Here is a 23,240-nt window from a genome sequence, read left to right on the forward strand (position 1 = left end):
GCCACGGCGGTGCCCGGCGGCGCAGGCGCCGCAGCTCGGTCGGGTCGGGCGCTCAGCCGCCGATCGCGCTCATCGGCCGGTCCGGCTGCAGGAACGTCGGGTCGTCGATCCCGTGGCCGGGCTGCTTGCCGGCGAGACACGTGCGGATCGCCGCCTCGAGGTCCTCGTCGGTGCCGCCCTCGCGCAGGATGGTCCGCAGGTCGGTCTCGGTGCGCGCGAACAGGCACGAGCGGAGCTGGCCGTCGGCGGTGAGCCGGACCCGGTCGCACGCCCCGCAGAACGGTGCGGAGACCGACCGGATGACGCCGACCGTCGACGGTCCGCCGTCGACGAGCCACCGCTCGGCGGGCGCCGAGCCGCGCCCGGGGATCTCGGTCAGCGTGAAGGCCTCGGCGAGCCGCTCGAGGATCTCGGTGCCGGTGACCATGGTCCGGCGTGCCCACGTGTGGCCGGCGTCGAGCGGCATCTGCTCGATGAACCGCATCTCGTAGCCGCGGTCGACCGCGTACCGCACGAGGTCGACGAGCTCGTCGTCGTTGACCCCGCGCATCGCGACCGCGTTGAGCTTGATCGGCCGGAACCCGGCGGCGTCCGCGGCGGCGATGCCCGCGAGGGTGTCCGTGAGCCGGTCGCGGCGGGTGAGGTCGCGGAACCGCTCGCGCTGCAGGGTGTCGATCGAGATGTTGACGCGCGCGAGCCCGGCGTCGGCGAGCGGCGCGGCGAGCGCGGGCAGGCGCAGCGCGTTGGTGGTCAGCGAGATCTCGGGGGACCCCTCCGGGCCGTCGAGCGCGGCCATCGCCGCCACGACGTCGACCACGTCGGGCCGCAGCAGGGGCTCGCCGCCGGTGAGCCGGATCTCGGTGACGCCGTGCGCGACCGCGACGGACGCGATCCGGACGAGCTCCGCGGTGGTCAGCAGCGTCGAGCCGGGGAGCCACGGCACGCCCTCCGCGGGCATGCAGTAGGTGCAGCGCAGCGAGCAGCGGTCGGTGAGGGAGATCCGCAGGTCCCGGTGCACGCGGCCGAACCGGTCGACCAGCATCAGTGGTCGACCCCGTCGAGCTGGTCGAGCAGGTGGGGGAGCAGCGGGAGCAGCACGCGCAGTCCCTGGCGGACGCCGTCCGGCGAGCCCGGGAGGTTGACGACCACGGAGCCCGTCGCGCTGATGCCGGCGAGCCCGCGGGACAGCACCGCGGTCGGGACGGACTCGGCGGCGTCGCGCCGGATCGCCTCGGCGAGCCCCGGCAGCTCCCGCACGATCGCGCTGCGGGTTCCCTCGGGGGTCTGGTCGCGCGGCCCGACGCCCGTGCCGCCGCTCGTGATCACGAGCCGCGCACCCGACGACAGCGCCTGGTGGATCGCGGCCTGCACGCTGCGGCGCCCGTCGGGCACCACGACCGGCTGCTCGGCGGCGATCCCCGCGTCGCGCAGGAGCTCGACGGCGAGCGGGCCGGAGCGGTCGGGGCGCTCGCCGCGCGACGAGCGGTCCGACGCCACGACGACCGCGGCGGGGAGCCCGACGAGCGTCGCGCCCGGGTCGTGCAGGGTGCCCGGGTCGTGAGCGGGGTGGACGCCGGAGGGCAGGTGCATGCGCCCACCGTACCGACGGCACCGCCGGATCCGGCATCTCGGACGGTCCACGGGGGCTCCGGCAGCGCGGGGCGTGCCTGCCGTGCGGCAGGATCGCCGGACGACGACCGTGCCTGCGGTGGACGACGACGTGCCCGACGCCTGCCCAGCAGGACGTGGAGGAGGGTCGCACTGCGGGAGCCGGTCGAGCCGAGGCGGCCCGAAGGTCCCGGCCGGCCGCACCTGCCGAGGGGCACACTCGGAGGCATGGTCGACCGACGGGCCAGTGCCTACCGAGTGCTCGCGTCGGACAAGCGCGTCGCGATGCTCCACCTCCTGCAGCGCACGGGCGGCCCGATGACGGTCGACACCCTGGCCGGCGAGGTCGGGCTGCACGTGAACACCGCGCGCGAGCACCTCGACCAGCTCGTGGCCTCGGGCTTCGTCGCCCGCGAGCCCGAGCTCCGCCGCACGCGCGGCCGGCCGCGGATCCTGTACCGCTCGCTCGAGCGCGCCGCGGCGGTCACGACGGACGCGTGGGCCCGCGAGCAGCTCGTGCACGTGCTCGTCGCGGGCTACGGCCGGCGGCTCGGGTCCGCCGAGTCCGCAGCCGAGACCGCGGGCCGCGCGTGGGGTGCGACGCTCGCGCCCTCGATTCGACCGGACGAGGGTTCCGCCGACGACCGCTGGCCCGGCTCCGACGTGCCGCGGTGCGCCGACTTCGTCGTCGAGGAGACCGCGCAGGCCGTCGCGGCGCCGGTCGAGCAGGTCCAGCTCGCCGCACTGGAGCAGCACCTCGAGGACCTCGGCTTCGCGCCGGACGCGTGCACCGACGGGCTCGAGGTGCAGCTCAACCGCTGCCCGTTCGTCGACCTCGCCCGGGATCGGCCCGAGGTCGTGTGCAGCGTGCACCTGGGGCTCTCGCGCGGGGTGCTCGCCCAGCAGGACGGGCCGCTCGTCGCGGACCGGCTCGAGCGGGTCGCGGGGGCCCAGCGCTGCGTGCTGCACCTGTCGCGCCGGGCGGCGGCGGAGTCCGAGGAGCCCACCGCGGCCCAGCGGATCGCCGAGCCCGGGGCTCCGGAGGCTCCCGCTGCCACCGCCGTGCCCGCCGGCGCCTGAGCCGCGCGGGTCAGGCGCGGACGCGCGTCAGGCCAGCCCGACCCAGGTGTGCGAGCCGTCGGCCTCGAGCTGCTTCTTCCAGATCGGCACCTCGGCCTTGACTCGCTCCACGAGCGTGCGGCACACGTCGAACGCGTGCGCCCGGTGCGCGGTCGCGACGCACGCCACGATCGCGACGTCGCCGACGCCGAGCGTCCCGGTGCGGTGGCTCACGGACAGCCCGAGCACGTCCGGGTCGCCCGCGAGCTCGGCGGCGATCGCCGCCAGGACCCGCTCGGCGTCGGGGTGCGCCGAGTACTCGAGCGCCGTGACCTCGCCCGTCGCCCCCGGGTCGTGGTCGCGGACGAGCCCGACGAACGACGCGACCGCCCCCGCGCGCGGGCCCGAGACGTCGGCGACGTGCCGTGCGAGGTCGAGGGGGGCGGCGTCGAGGCGTGCGCGGACCGTCGTCACCGCGTCAGCGTACGGCGGTGCCCCGACCGCCCGCGCGTGCGCCCGGGGCGGCGGCGGGCGGGTGCGATGCTGTGCCCATGCCGCAGGACGCGAGGAACGTGCTGGGTCCGATCGACGCCCCGGTCACGGTCGTCGAGTACGGGGACCTCGAGTGCCCTTACTGCCGCGCCGCCGCCCCGGTGCTGCGCGAGCTCGTCGAGGGTTCCGGCGGTCAGGTGCGGCTCGTCTGGCGGCACTTCCCGCTGTTCGAGGTGCACCCGCACGCCCTGACGGCGGCGCTCGCGGCGGAGGCCGCCGGTGCGCACGGGCTGTTCTGGCCGATGCAGGAGCTGCTGTTCTCGCGGCAGGACCGGCTGACCGACGCCGACCTGCGCGCGTCCGCGTCCGAGCTCGGCATCGACCCCGACGAGGTCGTGGGCGAGCGCGCGCAGGTGCACGCCGACGCGGTCGAGCGTGACTACCTCGAGGGCGTCGCGGCCGGGATCCGCGGGACCCCGACGCTGCTGTTCGGCGGCGTGCGCTACCGCGGGCCGATCGAGCTCGACGCGATGCGGGTCGCGCTCGGCGTCCGCTGAAGGTCAGCCCACGGCCGCGACCCACGGGCGCGGCGGGAGCGCGGGCGGTGGCCCGTCGTCCGCGGGCGAGCACAGCGGCAGCCGCTCGCCGAGGTAGCGCAGGAGCACGGTGCCCAGGACGGCGGCCACGAGCGACCCCGCGAGGATGCCGATCTTCGCCTGCTCGACGAGGTGCTCGTCGTCGAACGCGAGCTCCGCGATGAACAGAGAGATGGTGAACCCGATCCCGGCGAGCACCGACCCGCCGAGCAGGTGCCCGAACCGCACGCGCCCCGGCAGCACGCCCATCCCCGCGCGGATCGCGAGCGACGCCGCCCCGAAGATGCCGATCGCGTTCCCGGCGACGAGCGCGACCGCCACGCCGATCGTCACGGGCGACGACGCGGCGGTGCGGAGCGTCTCGGCGTCGAGCCGGACCCCCGCGTTGGCCAGGCCGAACACCGGGACGACGACGAACGCGCTCCACGGGTGCAGCAGCCGCTGGAGCCGGTCCGCGGCGGGCACGGCGGCGCGCGCGGCGACCTCGGTCAGGTGCTCGCGCTCCGCGGTCGTCTCGCGGGCAAGGTGCTGGGCGTACCGGGCGACGTCGTCGACGTCCTCCTGGCGCGACGGGCGCGACGGCAGCAGCAGCCCGACGAGCACGCCGGCGAGCGTCGCGTGCACCCCGGACGCCTGGACCGCGAACCACAGCGCGAGCGCCGCGACGACGTACGGCGTCAGCCGCCACACCCCGAGCCAGCGCATCACGAGCACGGCGACGACGACGAGCCCCGCGAGCGCGAGCGGCAGCAGCGCGACCTCGTCGGTGTAGAAGACCGCCATGACGGTGATCGCGCCGATGTCGTCGACGATCGCGAGCGTCAGCAGGAACAGCCGCAGCCGGTCCGGGCACGCGGGCCCGAACAGCGCGAGGATCCCGACCAGGAACGCGGTGTCGGTGGACATCACGACGCCCCAGCCGTGCGCCGCCTCCGAGCCGCCGTTGAAGGCCAGGTAGATCAGCGCGGGGACCGCGAGGCCGCCGAGCGCGCCGAGCGCCGGGACCGCGACGGTGCGGCGGTCGCGGAGCTCGCCGCTGGTGACCTCGCGGTTGATCTCGAGCCCGACGACGGCGAAGAAGACCGCCATCGCCGCGTCGTTGACCCAGTGGTGCAGGTCGAGCGTGAGCCCGACCCCCCCGACGTGGAACCCGGCCTCCGTCTCCCACAGCGCCGCGTAGGCGTCCGCCCATGGCGAGTTCGCCCAGACGAGCGCGAGCACCGTCGCCGCGAGCAGGAACGCGGCGCTCCCCGCCTCGGTGGCGAGGAAGCGCAGCACCGCGGGGGACGTCGCAGGGAACCGCACGCGCAGCGTGGGACCGGGCGAGGGGAGCACGGCCATGGGACCTCCGGAGGGTGGGACGGCGCCCAACGTGCCAGCCTGCCGGGCGTCGGCGCAACGCACCCCGCTCCCGGCTTTATGCCCGCGGGGTGCTCGCCGCACGGCGGTGCGGTCGGTGTCGTGCGTCGGACGCCTCGTGGCGCGCCCGGGCCCGCGGCGTCGGCTCAGGCGTCCGTCACGGACACGCGCACCGTGTGGTGCCCCGTCGCGCCGTCGGGCACGACCCGGGCGACGTCGGCGGTCTGCGGGCCGTCCGGGTCGCTCGCGCGCACTCGCAGCTCGTGCGTGCCGGGGGTCGCGTCCCACGCGTACGTCCACTGGCGCCACGAGTCGATCCCGCCGTCGGCCGCGAGCGTCGCGGGCCGCCACGGACCGTCGTCGACCCGGACCTCGACGCCCTCGACCCCGCGCTGCTGCGCCCAGGCGGTGCCCGCGACGACGACCCGACCGGCGGTCACCTGGGAGGCGTGGCGCGGCACCTCGATGCGCGACTGAGTCTTGACCGGCCCGCGCTCCGACCAGCCGCGCACCGTCCAGTACGCCTCGGCGTCCGCGAACCGCGTGACCTCGAGGTCGACGACCCACTTCGTCGCCGACACGTACCCGTACAGGCCCGGCACGACCATGCGGACCGGGAAGCCGTGCTCGACGGGCAGCGGCTCGCCGTTCATCCCGACGGCCAGCAGCGCATCGCGGTCGTCGGTGAGCGCCTCGATCGGCGTCGAGGCGGTGAACCCGTCGGCGCTCGTCGAGAGCACCATGTCGGCGTCGGGCGACGGCCCGGCCCGCTCGAGCAGCTCGCGCAGGGGCAGCCCGAGCCACCGCGCGTTCCCGACGAGGTCGCCGCCCACCTCGTTCGAGACGCACGCGAGCGTGACCCACGCCTCGACCAGTTCCGAGCTGAGCAGCTCGTCGAACGTCAGGGTGACCTCGCGCTCGACGAGCCCGTGCACACGCAGCGACCACGTCGTGGGGTCGACGCGCGGCACGGTGAGCGCGGTGTCGATCCGGTAGAACGTGCTGTTCCGGGTGACCCACGGGTCGACGCCGGGCACGCCGGAGTCGACGCCGGCCGGCAGTGGGGCGGCCCGGGTCGCGGCGGGCAGCCGCACGGCGTCGCGCACCGCCTCGACGACGCGGCGCCCCGCCCCGAGCGTGCGGCCCGCGACGACCGCGAGCGCACCACCGACGGCGACCGCGCCCGTGAGGCGGAGGAAGGTGCGCCGGTCGGCCCGGCCGGCGGCGTCCGCCGGGCCCGCGGTGGACGACGGGCGCGCGCGGCCCGGCAGCCGGTCCACGAGCCACCGCAGCACGAGCAGCCCCGCGAGCGTGCCAACCAGGCTCGGCACCGGCGCGAGCAGGCCGGCGTCGGGGCGGGACGCCGCGGCGAGCGCACCGACGGCCCCGAGCAGCACGACCAGCGCCGCACCGAGACCCCACCGGCGTGCGGCCAGCACCCCGGCGAGCGCCGCGAGCCCCGCGAGCACCACGACACTGCCGACCGTGAGCGCGAGCTTGTCGGCGGTGCCGAACGCGGCGATGGCAAGGTCCTTGAGCCAGGCGGGCGTGGCGTCGACGAACGTCGCACCGACGGCGAGGAGCGGGTCGGCGCTCGCGGAGACGACCGCCGCGGTGAGCGCGGCGACGCCGAGCGTGACCGCCCCCGCGGCGAGGCCGGCGAACGCGGCGAACGGGGTGCGGGGCATGGACCGAGTATGCGGGGAGGTCAGCCCGGGCGGCTGGCGGAAGAAGTGACGAGGTGGTGACGGGACGACGGGACGACGAGGTGCCAGGGCAGGGCGCCGTGCGGCTACCGTGACGCGCATGACGACCACGCCTGCCGCACAGTCCGTCCCGCAGACCGCACTCGTCACCGGCGCCGGGCGGGGGATCGGACGCGGGCTCGCGCTCGGGCTCGCGCGCTCGGGCTGGGCCGTCGCCCTCGTCGGGCGCACGCGCACGAACCTCGAGGCGGTCGCGCAGGAGTGCCTCGACGCGGGGCTCGCGCCCGAGCAGGTCGTCGTCGCGGCGGGCGACCTCGTCGACGCGACGCAGGTCGCCGACGTCGTGGCGACGGTCGAGGAGGCGTTCGCGCCGCTCGGCGGGATCGGGCTGCTCGTGAACAACGCGGGCGTCATCGAGCACGCGGAGGTCGCGTTCGCCGACGACGACCCCGAGGACATGTGGCGCGTCGTCGAGGCGAACGTGCGGGGGCCGCTGCTCGTCACGCACGCGGTGCTGCCCGGCATGCTCGCGCGCGGGGTCGGGCGGGTCGTCAACCTGAACTCGGGCGCGGGGCACCGCGCGACGGGGACCTACACGGGCTACGGCATCAGCAAGGGCGCGCTCGCGCGGTTCACGAGGCTGCTCGACCACCAGCACCGCGACGCCGGCCTGCGCGTCTTCGACCTCGCCCCGGGTGTCGTCGTGACCGACATGACGCAGGGCATGCCCGCGCACGACGACCGCACCGAGTGGACCCCGGTCGAGACGGTCGCCGAGCTGCTGCTCGCGCTCGCGTCGGGCGACCTCGACGAGCTCTCGGGGCGCTTCGTGCGTGCGGGCGCGGACACCCCGGAGCAGCTCCGGGAGAACGCGGCGCGGATCGTCGCCGCCGACGCACGCGTGCTGCGGATCCGGCCCTACGGCGACGACGACCCGGCGATCTGACGGCGCCGCGCCCTGCGGCGCAGCGGGGACGCGCGTCCGACGTCGGCGGGTCCTTGACCTTGACACGGTGTGAAGGTGTGGACTCGACGCAGGAGGTCCCACCATGACGTCGAACACCGTCCCCACCCCGCAGACCCGCCCGGCCGCCGACGCCGGCATCCGCCTGGGCCGCGCCCTGGCCGCCCGGTCGTCGTCCGTGCGGCTGCAGGCCGCGCTCGCGGCGGGCACGCACCCCGACACCGCGCTCGTCCCCCTGCTCGTCGAGCGCTGCGCGGTCGAGCCCGACTTCTTCGTCCGCGACATGCTCACGTGGGCGCTCACCCGCCACCCGTCGCCGGAGACCGTCCCGCTGCTGCTCGCGGAGGTACGGGACGGCGGACGGCAGGCGCGCAGCCAGGCGCTGCACACGCTGTCGAAGATCGGCGACGCCCGCGGGTGGGACGCGATCTCGGCCGACGTGCTGCACCACCCCGACGACGACGTGGCCCGCACCGCCTGGCGCGCGGCGGTGCGCCTCGTGCCCTCGGGCCGCGAGGCGGACCTCGCCGAGGCGCTGTGCAGCGAGCTCGGCCGGGGCGACCGCGAGACGCAGCGGAGCCTCAGCCGCGCGCTCGCGGCGCTCGGCGACGCGGGCCTGCCCGCCCTGCGCAAGCGCAAGTCGGCCGCCGACGAGGCCGTCCGCACCCACGCGGCGGCGACGCGGCACCTCCTCGACGACCCCGACGCTGACTTCGAGGCGGCGGTCGCCGAGGCCCAGCGCGTCGCCGCCCTGGCGGCTGCACCGTCCGTGCCCGACGACGCACCGGCGCCGTCGGCGGCCGACGGCGCATCGGCGTCGCCCGTGCCGGGTACGTCGGTGGCGCAGGTCGCGCCCGAGACGCCGGAGCCCGACGGCATGTCGGGGCTGATTGCTCCCGAGGGCCCGACGGTGGCCGCGGCAGCCGCGCCGGGCGACCGTGCTGATCGGTGAGGTGGCGCAGCACGCGGGCCTGAGCACCCGCATGCTGCGCCACTACGACGCCATCGGGCTCGTCTCCCCGAGCGCGCGCACGTCCGGCGGGTACCGCGCGTACTCGCCGGACGACCTGCGCCGGCTGTTCCAGGTCGAGTCGCTGCGGTCGCTCGGGCTGCCGCTGGGCGACGTGCGCAGCGCGCTCGACGACCCGACGTTCGTCCCGTCGGCCCTCGTGGACGACCTGATCGCGGCGACGCAGGAGCGCATCGCCCGCGAGCAGGAGCTGCTCGCCCGGCTGCGCGAGGTGCGGGCCGGCGAGCCCGCCGCGTGGACGGACGTCCTGGGCATGGTGGCCCTGCTGCGCGGGCTCGACCACGCGGAGCCGGCCCGCCGCCAGCAGCTCCTCCTCACCGCTCCCGACGTGGCGCGGCTCCCCGCGGCGTCCCTCGCCGAGGCGCTGCTCGCGGAGGACGACCCCAACGTCGCCGGGGCGCTCCAGTGGGCGCTCGGCCGCTCGGACGGCGGCGGCCTCGACGTCCTCGTGGCGGCGCTCGACGCCCCCGACCGCGAGGTCCGGCGGCGCGCCGTCGCGGCGGTCGTGCGGATCCCGACCGACGAGGCGACCGCGGCCCTGACCGGGGCGCTCGACCACCCCGACGAGGACGTCCGTGCCCGGGCGGCCCTCGGCCTGGGCGCGCGCGGGGGCGAGGCGGCGGCGCCGGAGCTGCTCCGGATGGTCGTCCGCGGAGCCGACGACGTCGACGCGGCCGAGGTCCTGGGCGCGCTCGCGCTGCGGCACGGCACCGCTGACCGCCTCGCCCGGGCGGTCGAGGAGGAGCTGCGGCGGCCCGGGGCGTCGCCGGCCGCGCGCGCCCGGCTGACCCAGGCGCTCGCGGAGCTCGACGGGGCCGCCGCCCACGAGGTGCTGACGGCGCTGGTCGACGACCCCGACGCGCACGTGCGCCGGATCGCCGCCTACTGCCTGCAGGCGTGCCGGGCGCGCACGCGGCGCCCGTCAGCCCGCTAGCGCCGCCGAGCCGAGCGCGGCCGGCACGTGCGCGCCGTGACCGGCGTCCCGCAGCGCCGTCCGCAGCCGCTCGGCCGCGGCGTCGAGCTCGTCGCCCGGCACGTCCGCGCGGGCGTTCGCGAACGTCAGGCTCGACTCGTCCCACGCGGGCAGCACGTGCAGGTGCAGGTGCGCGACCTCGAACCCCGCGACGAGCAGGGCCGCCCGCGGCGCACCCCACGCCGCCTGCTGCGCCGCGCCGACGGTCTTCGCGACGACGCTCAGGTGCGCGACCAGCTCGTCGGGAGCGTCGGTGAGCTGTGCGACCTCCTCGCGCGGCACGACGAGCACGTGGCCGTCGGTGATGGGCGCGATGGTCGAGAACGCGACGCACACGTCGTCGGCCCACACGAACCGGCCCGGGATGTCGCCGTCGATGATCTTCGTGAACACGGTGCTCATGGCCCCACGCTAGCGACGCCCGGCGCGCAGGCCCGGCGGGGCTCGCCTAGCGTGAGGGCGATGCCCACCCCGCACGAGGAGCCCGGAGCGCCGACGGCCCGCCGCCGGCCGCGCGCCCCGCGGACGTCGTCATGAGGCTGTGGTCGGTCCACCCGCGCTATCTCGACCGGCAGGGCCTCACGGCCGCCTGGCGCGAGGCGCTGCTCGCGCAGAAGGTCCTCACCGGCACGACGCGGGGGTACCGCAACCACCCGCAGCTCGTGCGCTTCACGCCGCCCGGCTGGCCGCCGCCCCCGTTCCCGGGGCGCGCGGTCCGCGTCCCGGGGACCGCCTACGTGCCGGACGCGCAGCCGCCGGCACCGCCCGAGCCGCGCGACCCCGGTCGGGCGATCACCACGTTCCTGCACGGCATCGCCGACGAGGCCGCCGCGCGCGGCTACGTCTTCGACCGGTCGAAGGTGCTGCACCCGCCCGACCAGGACCTGCGGCTGGAGGTCACCGACGGCCAGCTCGCGCACGAGTGGGGCCACCTGCGGGCCAAGCTCGCCGAGCGCAGCCCCGAGGTCCTCGCGCGCTGGTCCGGCGTCGAGGTCCCCGACCCGCACCCGATGCTCGTCGTGGCCCCGGGCCCGGTCGCGCCGTGGGAGATCCTCGACGACCTGGAGTGAGGCGCACGCGTCTCCACCGGCCGGCGCTCCCGCCGGTGCGCCCCGTCAGTCCTCGCGCGCCGCGAGCAGGTCGCGCAGCGCGAGCACGGTGCGCCAGTTGCGCCCCGTGCCGGCCTGGCGCGCGGCCCGCGTGAGGACGTCGGGCGTCAGCCGCGACCTGCCCATGCCGTCGACGTAGTGCACGTACGCCTCGCGGCCGGCCCAGACGACCTGCTCGTCGCCGTACGCGCCCGCGTCGAACGCCGGGTCGGGGTCGAGGTCCGCGGCGAAGAACGTCACGAGCACGCGCGCGGGGTCCTCGGCGGCGGCCTCGGGGAACGGGTTCGCCGCGACGACCTCGTCGAATGCGGCCCGGGTCCGCACGAGCACGTCGACGTCGAACCCGACGTCCTCGCGCAGCGCGCCCGCGAGGTCCGCGGCGAGCCGCTCCGGGGTCGCGGCGTCGGGCGCGACCAGCACGACGTTCCCGCTGTTCAGATGCGTCGCGACCTGCGCGTGGCCGAGCCCCTCCGCGACCGCGCGCAGACGGGCCATGGGGACCTTCCGGTGCCCCCCGACGTTGACTCCGCGCAGGAGGGCGACGACAGCGGTCATCGGCCCAGGATGCCGTGCGCGCCCGTCCCGCGGCACCCCGCGTCGCACCCCGCGGCGCCCCGGCGAACTCACACGCGTCCCCGGCGGGCTGTGCGCAGACCGTTCCCGCGGGGTAACGGGGCGTGCCCCCTGTCGGAAACACGCCGTTCCTAGCGTGGGGGCACGCCCCGGCCGGACCCACCCTGGAGACCCACATGGACGCGACCGACCCGACGGACCGCACGCCCGACGAGCCCCGCCCCACGACGGACGACGCCAGCACGCCGGCGCCCGAGGCCGTGCAGCCCGCGGCCGCCGTGGTCGACGAGCGCGCGCCGAAGCACCTCGTGGTCGTCGGCGGCGGCATGGTCGCGCAGCGGCTCGTCGAGGCGATGCGCGACCGGGACGCCGCGGGGGAGTGGCGCATCACGGTGCTCGCCGAGGAGCCCCGCGCGCCGTACGACCGCGTCGCGCTGACGAGCTACTTCTCCGGCCGCCACCCCGAGGACCTCGCGCTCGGCACCCCCGAGCTGTGGGCCGACCCGCTCGTGCGCCTCGTCCGCGGGGACGCCGTCACCGCGATCGACCGCGAGGCGCGCACGGTGACGAGCACGTCGGGGCGCGTCGAGCACTACGACCACCTCGTGCTCGCGACGGGCTCGAAGGCCGCGATGCCGCCCATCGAGGGCAACGACCTGCCGGGCGTGTTCGTGTACCGCACGGTCGACGACGTCGCGGAGCTGCGCGGCTGGGTCGAGGAGCAGCGCGAGCGGTGGAGCCGACCGGTCCGGGGCGCGGTCATCGGCGGCGGCCTGCTCGGGCTCGAGGCGGCGGGCGCGCTCCAGGCGCTCGGTGCGCAGAGCACGGTCGTGCAGTTCGGCACGCACCTCATGTCCGCGCAGATCGACCTCGGCGGCGGCGAGGCGCTGCGCCGCCTGATCAACTCCCTCGGCGTCGGCGTCCGGCTCAACACGGCGACGACGCGCATGCGCACCAACCGCCGCGGCACCGTCGGCCGGCTCGACTTCGCGGACGGCGGCCGGCTCGACGTCGACGTCGTCGTGGTCGCGACGGGCGTCACCCCGCGCGACGAGCTCGGCCGCGCGGCGGGCCTCGAGGTCGGCCCGCGCGGCGGCGTCGTGGTCGACGACGCGTGCCGCACCGCCGACCCGTTCATCTCCGCGGCCGGCGAGGTCGCGTGCATCCAGGGCGCCTGCATCGGGCTCGTCGCCCCCGGCTACGCGATGGCCGAGATCGTGGTGGACCGCCTGCTCGGGGGCGCGGCGACGTTCCCCGGCGCGGACACCGCGACCAAGCTCAAGCTCTCCGGTGTCGACGTCGCGAGCTTCGGTGACGCGTTCGCCGTCACGCCCGGCGCCCTCGAGATCGTCTGGGCCGACCCGGTCGGCGGCGTCTACAAGAAGCTCGTGCTGTCCGACGACGCGCGCACGCTGCTCGGCGGCGTCCTCGTCGGCGACGCGAGCGCCTACGCGTCGCTGCGCCCGATGCTCGGCCGCGAGCTGCCCGGCGACCCGGGCCAGTACCTGCTGCCCGAGGGCGGCGGTGGCGGGGGCGCGGCGCTCGAGCTGCCCGACGACGCCGCGGTCTGCTCGTGCAACAACGTCACCGCGGGCACCGTCCGCGGCGCGGTCACCGAGCACGGCTGCACCGACCTCGGTGCGGTGAAGGCGTGCACGCGTGCCGGGACGAGCTGCGGCTCGTGCCTCCCGCTCGTCAAGAAGCTCGTCACCACGGAGCTCGAGAAGTCCGGCATCACGGTCAGCAAGGCGCTCTGCGAGCACTTCGACCTCTCGCGGGCCCAGCTCTACGACGCCGTCCGTGTCACGCAGCTCCGCTCGTTCACCGACGTGCTCGCGCGGTTCGGCACCCGGCCCGGCGCGCGCGGCTGCGACATCTGCAAGCCCGTCGTCGCGTCGATCCTCTCGACGACCGCCCCCGGGCACGTCCTCGAGGGCGAGCGCGCCACGCTGCAGGACACCAACGACCACGTCATGGCGAACCTGCAGAAGGACGGCTCCTACTCGGTCGTCCCGCGCATCGCCGGCGGCGAGATCACCCCCGAGGGCCTGCTCGTCATCGGGCAGGTCGCCAAGGACTTCGGGCTGTACACGAAGATCACGGGCGGCCAGCGCATCGACATGTTCGGCGCGCGCATCGACCAGCTCCCGGCGATCTGGAAGCGGCTCGTCGACGCCGGCATGGAGTCCGGGCACGCGTACGGCAAGTCGCTGCGCACCGTGAAGTCGTGCGTCGGGTCGACCTGGTGCCGGTTCGGGGTGCAGGACTCGGTCGCGCTCGCCGTCCAGCTCGAGCTGCGCTACCGCGGCCTGCGCTCGCCGCACAAGATCAAGCTCGGCGTCTCGGGCTGCGCGCGCGAGTGCGCGGAGGCGCGCGGCAAGGACGTCGGGGTCATCGCCACGGACAAGGGCTGGAACGTCTACGTCGGCGGCAACGGCGGCTTCACCCCGCGGCACGCGCAGCTCCTCGCCGAGGACCTCGACACCGAGACCCTCGTGCGGACCATCGACCGTTTCCTCATGTACTACGTCCGCACGGCCGACCGGCTGCAGCGGACGGCACCGTGGATGGAGGACGTCGAGGGCGGCCTCGAGGGTGTGCGCGCGGTGATCATGGACGACTCCCTCGGCATCGCCGCGGACCTCGACGCCCAGATGGCGCTGCACGTCGAGTCGTACGAGGACGAGTGGGCCGCGACGCTCGCGGACCCCGAGAAGCTGCGCCGGTTCGCGTCGTTCGTCAACGCCCCGGAGACGCCGGACCCGTCGCTCGCGTACGTCGCCGAGCGCGGCCAGGCACGCCCCGCCACGGCGGAGGAGAAGAACGGGTACGACGACGGGCGCAGCGGTGCGGTGCTCGTCGCGGGGACGACTCTGGAGGTGCGCTCGTGACTGCTGCTCAGGTGGAGGACCTCGTGGCCGACGGCGAGCTGACGTGGGTCGACGTGTGCCGGCTCGACGACCTCGCGCCCGAGCGCGGCGCGGCGGCGCTCGTCGGCGCCGAGCAGGTCGCCCTCGTCCGGCTGCTCGACGACCGCGTGCTCGCGGTCCAGCAGCTCGACCCGTTCTGCGGTGCGTACGTCATGTCCCGCGGCATCGTCGGGACCCGGACGGTCGACGGCGCGGACGTGCCGACCGTGGCCTCGCCGATGTACAAGCAGGTGTTCGACCTCACGACCGGCCGGTGCCTCGACGCGGTCGGCAAGGAGCCCGTCGACCTGCGGACGTGGCCCGTGCGGGTCGTGGCCGGCTCGGTGCAGGTCGGCGTCGCGGCCGGCTCGGTCGCCGTCGGGGGTGCCGGGTGACCGCGCTCCTCGGGCTCCGGCTGACCGGTCGGCGCGTCGTCGTCGCGGGCGGCGGCCCGGTCGCGGCCCGGCTCGTGCAGGACCTGCTCGTCGAGAGCCCGCGCGTGCTGGTGGTCGCCCCGCAGCTGTGCGAGGCGCTGCTCGACATGCACCGCTGGGGGCTCGTCGAGTGGCGAGCCGCGGAGGTCCGGGCGAAGGACCTCGACGGCGCGTGGCTCGTGCAGACCGCGACGGGTGACCGGGCGACGGACGCCGCGGTCGCCGGCTGGGCCGAGGAGCGTCGGGTCTTCTGCGTGACGTCGGGCGACGTGCGCGGCGGGACGGCCCGCACGCCCGCGACGACCCGCCTCGGTGACGTCCTCGTGGGCGTCGTCGCGACCTCGGCCGGGAGCACGGCCGGGCCCTCGACGGGCGCGTCCGGCGCACCGGGTGCGCCCGGGCCGGCCGACGCCCGCCGGATCGCGGGAGTGCGGGACTCGATCGCCGCGCACCTGCGCGGGGGCGGCGCCGACCTGCGCCACCGTCGCGCGCCGGTGCCCGGCCAGGGCCGGGTCGTGCTCGTCGGCGGGGGACCCGGCGCGGTCGACCTGCTGACCGTCCGGGCGCGCCAGGCGCTCGCCGAGGCGGACGTCGTCGTGACCGACCGCCTCGGCCCGACGGCTGTGCTCGACGAGCTGCCCGCGGACGTCGAGGTGATCGACGTCGGCAAGACCCCCGGCAACCACGCCGTCCCGCAGCACGAGATCAACCGGATCCTCGTCGAGCGGGCGCAGCGCGGCGAGCTCGTCGTGCGCCTCAAGGGCGGCGACCCGTTCGTCTACGGGCGCGGCGGCGAGGAGGTGCTCGCGTGCCGCGAGGCCGGCGTCCCCGTGACCGTCGTCCCCGGCGTGAGCAGCGCGTTCGCCGTGCCCGCCGCGGCCGGCATCCCCCTGACGCACCGCGGCACCGTCGGCTCGGTGCAGGTCGTCAACGGCCACGACGGGCTTTCCCGCGCCGCGCTCGCCGGCCTGTGCGACGCGTCGCTCACGCTCGTCGTCCTGATGGGCGTGAGCATGCTCGACGAGCTCGTCGCCACGGCCCTCGGCGCCGGCACCGACCCCGCCACCCCCGTGGCGATCATCGAGAGCGGCACGCTCGACGCGCAGCGCGTGACCCGGGCCCCGCTCGACGGGATCGCTGCCGCCGCCCGGGCCGCCGGCGTCCGCGCCCCGGCCGTCATCGTCGTCGGCGCGGTCGCCGCGGACGGCCTCCTGGTGCCCCCGCCGCCGCCGGACGACGGGCCCGACACACGACCGACATCCGGCCAGGACACAATGACCTCGTGAGCGACCACATCGACCAGACCATGGCGGGGGTCGTCGTGCTCGTGACCGCAGACCGCCGGTCGGCCGAGCTCGGCGCGGCCCTCGCCCGCCGCGGGGCCGCGATCCGGCACGCCCCGGCGCTCAGCATGATCCCCAACCAGGACGACGCCGCGCTCATCGCGGGCACGCGCACGCTCCTCGCCGACCCGCCCGACGTCGTCGTCGTCACGACCGGCATCGGGTTCCGCGGCTGGATCGAGGCGGCCGACGCCGTGGGCATCGCCGACCAGCTCACCACGGTGCTCCGGGGTGCCCGGATCGTCGCGCGCGGACCCAAGGCGCGCGGCGCGATCCAGGCCGCGGGGCTCCAGGCCGACTGGGTCGCGGAGTCCGAGACGAGCGCCGAGATCGCCCAGGTGCTGCTCGACGAGGGCGTCGCCGGGCTCAAGGTCGCCGTGCAGCACCACGGCGCGGGGGCCGACGGGCTCGACCGCGCGTTCGAGGTCGCGGGCGCGCAGGTGCGCAGCCTCGTCGTCTACCGCTGGGGCCCGCCGCCCGACCCCGAGGCGCTCGCGGCGTCGGTGCGCGCGGTCGCCGCGGGCGAGATCGACGCCGTGGTGTTCACGTCGGCGCCCGGCGCGGCCGCGTGGCTCGCGGCCGCCGAGGAGGCCGGCGTCCTGCCGACCGTCGTGCGGCTCGCCGGGCGCGGGCAGGTCGTCACCGCGGCGGTCGGACCGGTCACCGCGAAGCCGCTCGTCGAGCGCGGGATCACCCCGATCGTCCCCGACCGCGGGCGGCTCGGGTCGCTCGTGCGCACGCTCGTCGCGCACTACGGCGGGCTGCAGACACTCGAGACGGTCGCGGGTCCGCTGCAGGTGCACCGCGGCGCCGCGGTGCTCGACGGCCGGGTGCTGCCGCTCTCGCCGTCGGGCCTCGAGGTGCTCCGGCTGCTCGCCGCCGCGCGCGGGGCCGTCGTGCCGCGCTCCGACCTGCTCTCGGTCCTGCCGGGCGACTCCCAGGACCCGCACGCCGCCGAGGTCGCCGTCGCGCGCCTCCGGGAGGCCACCGGGAGCAAGGCCCTGATCCGTACGGTGGTCAAGCGCGGCTACCGGCTCGAGCTCGTGAGCGAGGGATGACGATGACGCACGTGGACGCACCGGTGCTCGTGGGGTGCTCGCACGGCACCGACAGCGTGGCCGGCCGGGCGGCGATCCGCTCGATCCTCGACGGGATCCGGCGGCAGCGCCCCGACCTGGACGTGCGCGAGGCGTTCGTCGACGTGCAGCAGCCCGAGGTCCCGGACGTCGTCGCGGGCGCGGTCGAGCCGGACGGCGCCTCGGCCGTGGTCGTCCCGCTCCTGCTCTCGGTGGGCTTCCACGTGCGCGTCGACATCGCCGAGTCCGTCGAGGGGCACCCGGCCGTCGCCGCCGCGCCGCTCGGCCCGGACCCGCGCCTCGTCAACCTGCTCGCGGACCGGCTCGCCGAGGCGGGGCTGCGCGACGACGACGCGGTCGTGCTCGCCGCGGCCGGCTCGACCGACCCCGCGGCCGCGGTGGCCGTCGAGGCGATCGGCTCGGGCCTCGCGGGGCGGCTCGGGCGCGCGGTGCACATCGGCTACGGCGCGGGCACGACGCCGCGCGTGCCCGAGGCGGTCGCGGCGGCACGGGCCACCGGGGCCCCGCGCGTCGTCGTGGCCGCGTACCTGCTCGCGCCCGGGTTCTTCCACGACCGCGTGCTCGAGGCCGGCGGCGACGTGGTCAGCGCGCCGCTCGCGCCCGACGACCGGCTCGTCGCGATCGCGCTCGACCGGTACGCCGCCGCGTGCGCGACGCTCGAGGTCGCCGCGGCGCGCTGACGCCCCCGGGTGGCCTCGGCGCACCCGGCGTCCTGCCCTTTCGTCCCGCATGCGCCGGGGCACGCCGCTCGTCCCTTGACCCGACGCCGGCCCGCCCCTAGAACGTCCGCATGCCTGCGCCCCGATCGCCGCGTCGCCTCGCCCTGCTCGTCGTGCTGCCGCTCACGGCCCTCCTCGGCGCGTGCGGCGGCGGAGACGGTGGGGAGGGTGGCGGGGGCGGCGGCGCGGGCGCGGCCCCCACGGCCGACGCGGCGCCCACCGGGCCCCGCGAGATCGACACCCCGGACTGCGTCCCCGACGACGCGCGCGCCGTCGCGACCGGCCCCGAGGACGAGCCGGTCGTCGTCGTGACGCTCGGCGACGGCGCGAACGGCCTGGTCTTCGCCCCGCAGTCGGGCGACACGTTCTGCGAGTGGGTGCCCACGCTCGAGGCGTACGCCGCCCAGGGGTACACCGTGGCGTCGTTCGCGTGGTCGGGCGACGCGGCGGCCTCGCTCCGCAGCGCCGTCGACGTCCTGCTCGCCGAGGACGTGGACGCCTACGCGCTCGTCGGCTCCTCTGTCGGCGGCGCGATGTCCGCGGCCCTGGCCGACGACCTCGATCCCGCGCCGGCTGGCGTGCTCGCACTGAGCCCCGGCCGGGTGTCCGACGCGGGCTCGGCGGCCTCGGCCGACTCGGCCTACACGGGCCCGCTCCTCGTGATCGGGAGCGCCGCGGACAACGCGACGGCGGCGCGGGCCGTCGCGCGCGCCGACGACCCGTCGACGTACCTCGAGGTCCCCGGCGGCGCGCACGGCCTCGCGCTGTTCGCGACGGACTCGGGCCCGCTCGTCGAGCAGCGCATGGCCGAGTTCCTCGGCGGCCTGTTCGCCGGCTGAGCGCTGCGGGCGGCTGAGCCCGCCGCGCGGCTGAGTTCCGCGGCGTGACCCATCCCCGCGGCGTGGCCGAGCCCCGCGGCGCGGCCGGACTGCCGTGGCGCCGCCGGGCCCCCGGCGGGGCCGTGCGTCAGAGGTAGCGCAGCGGGTCGAACTCGTCGAGCGGGATGATCCGCAGGCGCGGGAGCTGCACGTTGAACGCCTTGACGTCCGTCTCGAGGTCGAACACCTCGAGGCCGCGGTCGGTGAGCTGCGCGAGCGCCGAGCTCGTGAACTCACGGAACGCGAGCAGCCCGACGTGGCGGTCGGTGCCGAGCAGCGCCTCGATCTCGGGCGTGAAGTCCCCGTCGTGGCTCGCGAGCAGCACGTCGCCGGGGCGGTCGGCGAGCGCGGTGAGCGTGCGCTTGATGCCGATGTCGACGACCTTCTCGTAGCTCTCGCCGGCGAGGGGGATGGGCTGGAACCCGATCGCGACGAGCGCCTGCACGAACGACATCGGCATCGTGCCGTTCGACGCGTTGAGGAAGAACAGCCCCTTCGCGTTGCCGCCCCACGCGCGCTGCGCGAAGTCGAGCACGCGCTCCCAGCGGGGACGCTGCTCGGGGGTCGGCCGCCCGCTGAGGATCGACGAGCCGAGGGTCGCGTCGATGTTCTCGCCGTCGACCAGGACGTAGGTGGTGCGCGGCGCCGGCGTCTCCATCGGGCCAGCGTACGGCCGCCGCGGGTCGCCCGGACGGACGGGGGCCCGGCACGCCGTGGCGTACCGGGCCCTCGTGCGAGCGGAGCGTGAGCGCTACGGCTGGCCGATCAGGTCGATGACGACCGCGATCGCGGGGCTCGCCTCGGCCGAGGGGATCTGCAGCAGGACGCGGCTCCCGAGCGGGACACCGACGAGCCCGGCGAACGTCGGCTGCTCCGGGGAGACCGGGAACAGCTGCGGCGTGCCGTCCTCCCACGAGCTGCCGATGCTCGACCCGGCCCAGTCGACGCCCGAGTACTGCGCGACGAGGTTGCCCTCCACGACGGGGTCGCCCGTGCCCGTCGCGAGCACCGTCGTGACGACCTCGGTCGGCTCGGGGGAGCCGGCCGGCACGGTCACGGTGGCCTCGCTGCCGAGCTCGCCGGTCACCTGCGGGGCGACCGAGGCCGCGGCCGCGGCGTCCGGTGCGGCGTCGGCCTGCGCCTTCGCGTCGGCGCCGTAGCTGTCCCGGACGTCGACGACGAAGACGATCGTGTCGGTGCCCTCGATGCCGGCCTGCTCGTTGCCCTCCTCGCCGTAGCCCTCCTCGGGCGGCAGCGACAGCAGCACGCGGCTGCCCACCTTGACCCCGGCGAGGCCCTTGGCCCAGCCCGGCACGAGCTCGCTCAGGGGGATGATGAGCGGCTGCGCCTCGCCCTCGCCCTTCGGGTCGTAGGAGTTGTCGAAGACCTTGCCGTCCCAGACCTGGCCGAGGTAGTCCGCGACGATGAGGTCCGTCTCGGCGACCTCGGGGCCGTCGCCCTCGGAGATGACGTCCGTGGTGAGCTCGGTGGGCGGCTCGGCCTCGGGGAAGGTGATCTCGGGCTTCTCGCCGAACTCGCCGCTCGCGGTCGGCAGCGAGCTCTCGGGCTCGCTCGAGCCGCATCCGGCGAGGACGAGGGCGGCGGCGAGGACGGTGCTCGCGAGGACGGGGCGACGGCGCACGTGACGGCTCCTGGTCGAGGGCTCCCGACGCCGGTGTGCGCGCGAGAGGGCCGCCCTGGCGCCAACGACGCCGTGCGGCCGCACCCAGCATGCCTCCTCGGGCGTTCCGGGCGAAACGGTGGTCCGGTGACCGGGCGTGGGTCACAGGTCCCGGGGGACCTCCGACCCACGACGCCGCAGGCCCGCGCCCGCACGATGGATGCAGGGGCGAGGAGCGGCGCACGGTCCTCCCGGATCGCGCGGAGGACCGCCGAGCGCCCCCACGCACGAGCGCAGGCACGCGCACCCGGAACCGTCGGCAGACAGAGGTGAGAGCAGTGAAGATCCTGGTCACAGCGGCATCCCGGCACGGCGCGACGCAGGAGATCGGCGCCGTCGTGGCGCGGGCGCTCGCCGAGGCGGGGCACGAGGTCGACGAGCGGTCCCCGTCCGAGGTGCTGAGCCTCGAGGGGTACGGCGCGGTGGTCCTCGGCTCCGCGGTCTACACCGCGCACTGGATCCCCGAGGCACGCGACCTGACGGTCCGGCTGGGCGACGAGCTGCGCGAGCGGCCGGTCTGGCTCTTCTCGTCGGGCCTCGCGACGCAGCCCGCCGCGTCCGCGAACTCCCCGCACGAGGTCGCGCGGCTGCGCGAGGAGATCGGCGCGGTCGCGCACCGGAGCTTCGCGGGTCGGCTCGACCGGAGCGTGCTCTCGTTCACCGAGCGCACGATCATCGCCGGAGCACGCGCCCGCGAGGGCGACCACCGCGACCTCGGCGCGGTCCGCCGCTGGGGCCAGCAGATCGCCGCCGAGCTGGCGACCCGCGCGGTCCCGGTGGCCTGACCGCTCAGCCGAGCCGCGCCGCGACGCGGTCCCACAGCGCGGGGCGCCGCAGCCGGCGCAGGCGCTCGGCGACCTCGGTCGTGCTGGGCCGCATCGTCGGGTCGCTCGCGGTCATCTCCTGCAGCAGCGAGCACCACGTCGGGCCGAGCGAGTCGGGCACCTCGGGCGCGTCGAGCAGGCGCGCGAGCGAGCTCGAGAGCGCCTCGCCGGGGTACGCACGCTCGCCGGTGAGGCACTCGAGCAGCACGAGGCCGAGCGAGTAGACGTCCGACGTCGCGCCGAGCGGCCGGCCGAGCGCCTGCTCGGGGCTCAGGTAGCTCGCGGTCCCGAGCGTGCGGCCGGCCGAGGTCTCCCCGGACGTCGGGCCGCCCAGCGCCTGCGCGATGCCGAAGTCGGCGAGCTTCGTCGCCGTCGCGGGCGCCTCGGCCTCCCCGGACAGCACGGGCTCGTGCGCGAGCAGGATGTTCGCGGGCTTGAGGTCGCGGTGCACGACCCCGGCCGCGTGCGCGTGGCCGAGGGCCTCCGCGAGCTGGCGCCCGATGTCCGCGACCTCGACCGGGTCGATCGGGCCCTCGTCGAGGCGCTCGCGGAGCGTCACCCCGTCGACGAGCTCCATGACGAGGTAGGCGAGCGGCTCGCCCTCGGGGCCCTGGTCGGCGCCCACGTCGAGCAGGGCGACGAGACCGGGGTGCGACAGGCTCGCGAGCACGCGCGCCTCGCCGGCGTACCGGCCGATGTCGCGTGCGGGGACGCCCTCGAGCGAGAAGACCTTGAGGGCGACGGGGCGGCGGAGGCGGACGTCGGTCGCGGCGAAGACGGTGCCCATGCCGCCGTGCCCCAGCGTTCCGTCGATGCGGTAGCGACGGCCCAGGGCATGGCCCACGAGCGCGTCGAGGCGGGTCGGGTCCACGCGGCTTGCTCCCTCGTCCTGTGTGCGCTGCATGCCTTGTGCGTACGCCCCGGGACGCGCCCCACGTCCCGGGATCCCCTCCAGCACGGTAGGAGGTCGGGAGCCCGTGTGCATCCCGGCGACCGGGTGGAAACGTGGATCTGACAGCCCGTCGCGACAACGTCACGGTGGGCCGCACCGCCGCCACCGGGCCGCTCCGCGTGGCGGTGGGATGATTCTCGGGTGGCTTCCTCGACCCTGAACCCCACCTCGCTCGCGCCCTACGACGGCCTGCTGCTGTTCTCCTTCGGCGGCCCGAACGGACCCGACGACGTCCTGCCGTTCCTGCGCAACGTGACGCGCGGGAAGAACATCCCCGACGCGCGCCTCGCCGAGGTCGGCGAGCACTACGCGCACTTCGGGGGCCGCAGCCCCATCAACGAGCAGAACCTCGCGCTGCTCGCCGCGCTGCGGGACGAGCTCGCGCGCCGGGGCATCGACGTCCCGGTCGCGTGGGGCAACCGCAACTGGGAGCCCTACACCGACGCGGGCCTGACCGAGCTGCGCGACGGCGGGTCGACCCACGTGCTCGCGATCGTGACGAGCGCGTACGGCTCGTACTCGGGCTGCCGGCAGTACCGCGAGAACCTCGCGACGACGCTGCGCGGCCTGGGGGCCACGACCCCGACCGGGGACGACGGCAGCGCGGGCCTCGTGGTCGACAAGCTGCGCCACTACTTCCACACCCCGGGCTTCGTGCGCGCGAACGCCGACGCCGTCGTCGAGGCGTACACCGCGCTCGCCGAGCGGACCGGGACGACGACCGCCGAGGTGGCCGCGACCGCGCCGCTCGTCTTCGTCACGCACTCCATCCCCGACACGATGGAGGAGGCGTCCGGAGCGCAGCGTCCCAGCTACCGCACGCAGCACCTCGACATCGGCGCGGTCGTCGCCGCCGAGGTCGGGCAGCGGCTGGGCCACGACGTGGACTGGACGCTCGCGTTCTGCTCGCGCTCGGGCCCGCCGAGCCAGCCGT

Annotated in this window: 24 protein-coding genes; 14 read left to right on the forward strand and 10 right to left on the reverse strand. The window is 76.3% G+C overall.

What is annotated here, in order from left to right; all coding sequences use genetic code 11:
• Positions 1 to 52: 52 nt before the first annotated feature.
• Both moaA and CCE01nite_RS21875 read right to left on the reverse strand, forming a co-directional pair.
• Complete coding sequence (moaA, locus tag CCE01nite_RS21870; protein WP_034629347.1) at positions 53 to 1,042, reverse strand: GTP 3',8-cyclase MoaA; 990 nt, start codon at positions 1,040 to 1,042, stop codon at positions 53 to 55.
• Positions 1,042 to 1,590, reverse strand: coding sequence for a MogA/MoaB family molybdenum cofactor biosynthesis protein (locus CCE01nite_RS21875; protein ID WP_218026492.1), 549 nt, complete (start codon positions 1,588 to 1,590; stop codon positions 1,042 to 1,044). The genes moaA and CCE01nite_RS21875 overlap by 1 nt, the downstream gene beginning before the upstream one ends.
• A gap of 246 nt (positions 1,591 to 1,836) precedes the next feature.
• Here CCE01nite_RS21875 and CCE01nite_RS19230 point away from each other — a divergent pair, with 246 nt between their 5' ends.
• A complete protein-coding gene (locus CCE01nite_RS19230) occupies positions 1,837 to 2,688 on the forward strand; it encodes a helix-turn-helix transcriptional regulator (RefSeq protein WP_141372853.1) in 852 nt (283 codons plus the stop codon).
• 27 nt (positions 2,689 to 2,715) lie between these two features.
• Here CCE01nite_RS19230 and CCE01nite_RS19235 read toward each other — a convergent pair whose 3' ends face one another.
• Positions 2,716 to 3,141, reverse strand: coding sequence for a molybdenum cofactor biosynthesis protein MoaE (locus tag CCE01nite_RS19235; RefSeq protein ID WP_034629344.1), 426 nt, complete (start codon positions 3,139 to 3,141; stop codon positions 2,716 to 2,718).
• A gap of 77 nt (positions 3,142 to 3,218) precedes the next feature.
• Between CCE01nite_RS19235 and CCE01nite_RS19240 the strand changes: the two genes are divergently transcribed.
• Complete coding sequence (locus CCE01nite_RS19240) at positions 3,219 to 3,716, forward strand: DsbA family protein (protein WP_034629337.1); 498 nt, start codon at positions 3,219 to 3,221, stop codon at positions 3,714 to 3,716.
• Between the two features lie 3 nt (positions 3,717 to 3,719).
• On the opposite strand, the gene nhaA is transcribed toward CCE01nite_RS19240, so the two are convergent.
• Complete coding sequence (nhaA, locus tag CCE01nite_RS19245) at positions 3,720 to 5,096, reverse strand: Na+/H+ antiporter NhaA (RefSeq protein WP_034629331.1); 1,377 nt, start codon at positions 5,094 to 5,096, stop codon at positions 3,720 to 3,722.
• A 164-nt stretch (positions 5,097 to 5,260) separates the two neighbouring features.
• Entirely contained in the window at positions 5,261 to 6,802 is a 1,542-nt protein-coding gene (locus tag CCE01nite_RS19250; RefSeq protein ID WP_141372854.1) for a molybdopterin-dependent oxidoreductase, read from the reverse strand.
• Between the two features lie 118 nt (positions 6,803 to 6,920).
• Here CCE01nite_RS19250 and CCE01nite_RS19255 point away from each other — a divergent pair, with 118 nt between their 5' ends.
• From CCE01nite_RS19255 to CCE01nite_RS19265, 3 genes are all read left to right on the forward strand, one after another.
• Positions 6,921 to 7,766, forward strand: coding sequence for an SDR family NAD(P)-dependent oxidoreductase (locus CCE01nite_RS19255; RefSeq protein WP_141372855.1), 846 nt, complete (start codon positions 6,921 to 6,923; stop codon positions 7,764 to 7,766).
• A 103-nt stretch (positions 7,767 to 7,869) separates the two neighbouring features.
• Positions 7,870 to 8,736: a HEAT repeat domain-containing protein gene (locus CCE01nite_RS19260; protein WP_307722758.1), complete on the forward strand. Its 867-nt coding sequence runs from the start codon at positions 7,870 to 7,872 to the stop codon at positions 8,734 to 8,736.
• Between the two features lies 1 nt (position 8,737).
• Entirely contained in the window at positions 8,738 to 9,748 is a 1,011-nt protein-coding gene (locus CCE01nite_RS19265) for a HEAT repeat domain-containing protein (protein WP_246056755.1), read from the forward strand.
• Here CCE01nite_RS19265 and CCE01nite_RS19270 read toward each other — a convergent pair.
• Positions 9,737 to 10,189: an HIT family protein gene (locus CCE01nite_RS19270; RefSeq protein WP_141372857.1), complete on the reverse strand. Its 453-nt coding sequence runs from the start codon at positions 10,187 to 10,189 to the stop codon at positions 9,737 to 9,739. The two genes, CCE01nite_RS19265 and CCE01nite_RS19270, sit on opposite strands and share 12 nt — an antisense overlap.
• Positions 10,190 to 10,320: 131 nt before the next feature.
• Here CCE01nite_RS19270 and CCE01nite_RS19275 point away from each other — a divergent pair, with 131 nt between their 5' ends.
• Positions 10,321 to 10,857 (forward strand): pyrimidine dimer DNA glycosylase/endonuclease V, encoded by a 537-nt coding sequence (locus tag CCE01nite_RS19275; RefSeq protein ID WP_141372858.1) that lies wholly within the window; start codon positions 10,321 to 10,323, stop codon positions 10,855 to 10,857.
• A gap of 45 nt (positions 10,858 to 10,902) precedes the next feature.
• Here CCE01nite_RS19275 and CCE01nite_RS19280 read toward each other — a convergent pair whose 3' ends face one another.
• Positions 10,903 to 11,451 carry a DUF1697 domain-containing protein gene (locus CCE01nite_RS19280; RefSeq protein ID WP_141372859.1) on the reverse strand — a complete coding sequence of 183 codons (549 nt, stop codon included), beginning with the start codon at positions 11,449 to 11,451 and terminating at the stop codon, positions 10,903 to 10,905.
• 194 nt (positions 11,452 to 11,645) lie between these two features.
• On the opposite strand from CCE01nite_RS19280, the gene nirB reads away from it, so the two are divergent.
• The 6 genes from nirB (at position 11,646) to CCE01nite_RS19310 (ending at position 18,810) form a co-directional block, all read left to right on the forward strand.
• Positions 11,646 to 14,360, forward strand: a complete 2,715-nt coding sequence (nirB, locus tag CCE01nite_RS19285; RefSeq protein ID WP_141372860.1) for a nitrite reductase large subunit NirB — start codon at positions 11,646 to 11,648, stop codon at positions 14,358 to 14,360.
• Positions 14,357 to 14,773, forward strand: a complete 417-nt coding sequence (gene nirD / locus CCE01nite_RS19290; protein ID WP_141372861.1) for a nitrite reductase small subunit NirD — start codon at positions 14,357 to 14,359, stop codon at positions 14,771 to 14,773. Before nirB ends, nirD begins: the two co-directional genes overlap by 4 nt.
• Positions 14,770 to 16,098 (forward strand): uroporphyrinogen-III C-methyltransferase, encoded by a 1,329-nt coding sequence (gene cobA / locus CCE01nite_RS19295; RefSeq protein ID WP_141372862.1) that lies wholly within the window; start codon positions 14,770 to 14,772, stop codon positions 16,096 to 16,098. The genes nirD and cobA overlap by 4 nt, the downstream gene beginning before the upstream one ends.
• 20 nt (positions 16,099 to 16,118) lie before the next feature.
• Positions 16,119 to 17,213, forward strand: coding sequence for a uroporphyrinogen-III synthase (locus CCE01nite_RS19300; RefSeq protein ID WP_141372875.1), 1,095 nt, complete (start codon positions 16,119 to 16,121; stop codon positions 17,211 to 17,213).
• Between the two features lie 2 nt (positions 17,214 to 17,215).
• Positions 17,216 to 17,932, forward strand: a complete 717-nt coding sequence (locus CCE01nite_RS19305; protein ID WP_141372863.1) for a sirohydrochlorin chelatase — start codon at positions 17,216 to 17,218, stop codon at positions 17,930 to 17,932.
• Positions 17,933 to 18,042: 110 nt separating this feature from the next.
• A complete protein-coding gene (locus CCE01nite_RS19310; RefSeq protein ID WP_141372864.1) occupies positions 18,043 to 18,810 on the forward strand; it encodes an alpha/beta fold hydrolase in 768 nt (255 codons plus the stop codon).
• Between the two features lie 127 nt (positions 18,811 to 18,937).
• On the opposite strand, the gene CCE01nite_RS19315 is transcribed toward CCE01nite_RS19310, so the two are convergent.
• A complete protein-coding gene (locus CCE01nite_RS19315) occupies positions 18,938 to 19,507 on the reverse strand; it encodes an NYN domain-containing protein (protein WP_141372865.1) in 570 nt (189 codons plus the stop codon).
• A 93-nt stretch (positions 19,508 to 19,600) separates the two neighbouring features.
• Positions 19,601 to 20,491, reverse strand: coding sequence for an FKBP-type peptidyl-prolyl cis-trans isomerase (locus CCE01nite_RS22550; protein WP_170223996.1), 891 nt, complete (start codon positions 20,489 to 20,491; stop codon positions 19,601 to 19,603).
• Between the two features lie 317 nt (positions 20,492 to 20,808).
• Between CCE01nite_RS22550 and CCE01nite_RS19325 the strand changes: the two genes are divergently transcribed.
• A complete protein-coding gene (locus CCE01nite_RS19325; protein ID WP_141372867.1) occupies positions 20,809 to 21,315 on the forward strand; it encodes a flavodoxin domain-containing protein in 507 nt (168 codons plus the stop codon).
• 4 nt (positions 21,316 to 21,319) lie between these two features.
• Here CCE01nite_RS19325 and CCE01nite_RS19330 read toward each other — a convergent pair whose 3' ends face one another.
• Entirely contained in the window at positions 21,320 to 22,258 is a 939-nt protein-coding gene (locus CCE01nite_RS19330; protein WP_141372868.1) for a serine/threonine-protein kinase, read from the reverse strand.
• A gap of 189 nt (positions 22,259 to 22,447) precedes the next feature.
• On the opposite strand from CCE01nite_RS19330, the gene CCE01nite_RS19335 reads away from it, so the two are divergent.
• Positions 22,448 to 23,240 (forward strand): ferrochelatase (locus CCE01nite_RS19335; RefSeq protein ID WP_141372869.1); only part of this gene is annotated, 793 nt, incomplete at its 3' end.

The sequence above is a fragment of the Cellulomonas cellasea genome (genome assembly GCF_006538745.1).
In the GTDB taxonomy this organism is placed as follows: Bacteria; Actinomycetota; Actinomycetes; order Actinomycetales; family Cellulomonadaceae; genus Cellulomonas_A; species Cellulomonas_A cellasea.

What these genes read in the sequence shown, in the direction of transcription:
- moaA (WP_034629347.1), bottom strand. Translation starts at nt 1,042, where the DNA reads ATGCTGGTCGACCGGTTCGGCCGCGTGCACCGGGACCTGCGGATCTCC.
- CCE01nite_RS21875 (WP_218026492.1), bottom strand. Translation starts at nt 1,590, where the DNA reads ATGCACCTGCCCTCCGGCGTCCACCCCGCTCACGACCCGGGCACCCTG.
- CCE01nite_RS19230 (WP_141372853.1), top strand. Translation starts at nt 1,837, where the DNA reads ATGGTCGACCGACGGGCCAGTGCCTACCGAGTGCTCGCGTCGGACAAG.
- CCE01nite_RS19240 (WP_034629337.1), top strand. Translation starts at nt 3,219, where the DNA reads ATGCCGCAGGACGCGAGGAACGTGCTGGGTCCGATCGACGCCCCGGTC.
- nhaA (WP_034629331.1), bottom strand. Translation starts at nt 5,096, where the DNA reads ATGGCCGTGCTCCCCTCGCCCGGTCCCACGCTGCGCGTGCGGTTCCCT.
- CCE01nite_RS19250 (WP_141372854.1), bottom strand. Translation starts at nt 6,802, where the DNA reads ATGCCCCGCACCCCGTTCGCCGCGTTCGCCGGCCTCGCCGCGGGGGCG.
- CCE01nite_RS19255 (WP_141372855.1), top strand. Translation starts at nt 6,921, where the DNA reads ATGACGACCACGCCTGCCGCACAGTCCGTCCCGCAGACCGCACTCGTC.
- CCE01nite_RS19260 (WP_307722758.1), top strand. Translation starts at nt 7,870, where the DNA reads ATGACGTCGAACACCGTCCCCACCCCGCAGACCCGCCCGGCCGCCGAC.
- CCE01nite_RS19270 (WP_141372857.1), bottom strand. Translation starts at nt 10,189, where the DNA reads ATGAGCACCGTGTTCACGAAGATCATCGACGGCGACATCCCGGGCCGG.
- CCE01nite_RS19275 (WP_141372858.1), top strand. Translation starts at nt 10,321, where the DNA reads ATGAGGCTGTGGTCGGTCCACCCGCGCTATCTCGACCGGCAGGGCCTC.
- CCE01nite_RS19280 (WP_141372859.1), bottom strand. Translation starts at nt 11,451, where the DNA reads ATGACCGCTGTCGTCGCCCTCCTGCGCGGAGTCAACGTCGGGGGGCAC.
- nirB (WP_141372860.1), top strand. Translation starts at nt 11,646, where the DNA reads ATGGACGCGACCGACCCGACGGACCGCACGCCCGACGAGCCCCGCCCC.
- CCE01nite_RS19300 (WP_141372875.1), top strand. Translation starts at nt 16,119, where the DNA reads ATGGCGGGGGTCGTCGTGCTCGTGACCGCAGACCGCCGGTCGGCCGAG.
- CCE01nite_RS19305 (WP_141372863.1), top strand. Translation starts at nt 17,216, where the DNA reads ATGACGCACGTGGACGCACCGGTGCTCGTGGGGTGCTCGCACGGCACC.
- CCE01nite_RS19310 (WP_141372864.1), top strand. Translation starts at nt 18,043, where the DNA reads ATGCCTGCGCCCCGATCGCCGCGTCGCCTCGCCCTGCTCGTCGTGCTG.
- CCE01nite_RS19315 (WP_141372865.1), bottom strand. Translation starts at nt 19,507, where the DNA reads ATGGAGACGCCGGCGCCGCGCACCACCTACGTCCTGGTCGACGGCGAG.
- CCE01nite_RS19330 (WP_141372868.1), bottom strand. Translation starts at nt 22,258, where the DNA reads ATGCAGCGCACACAGGACGAGGGAGCAAGCCGCGTGGACCCGACCCGC.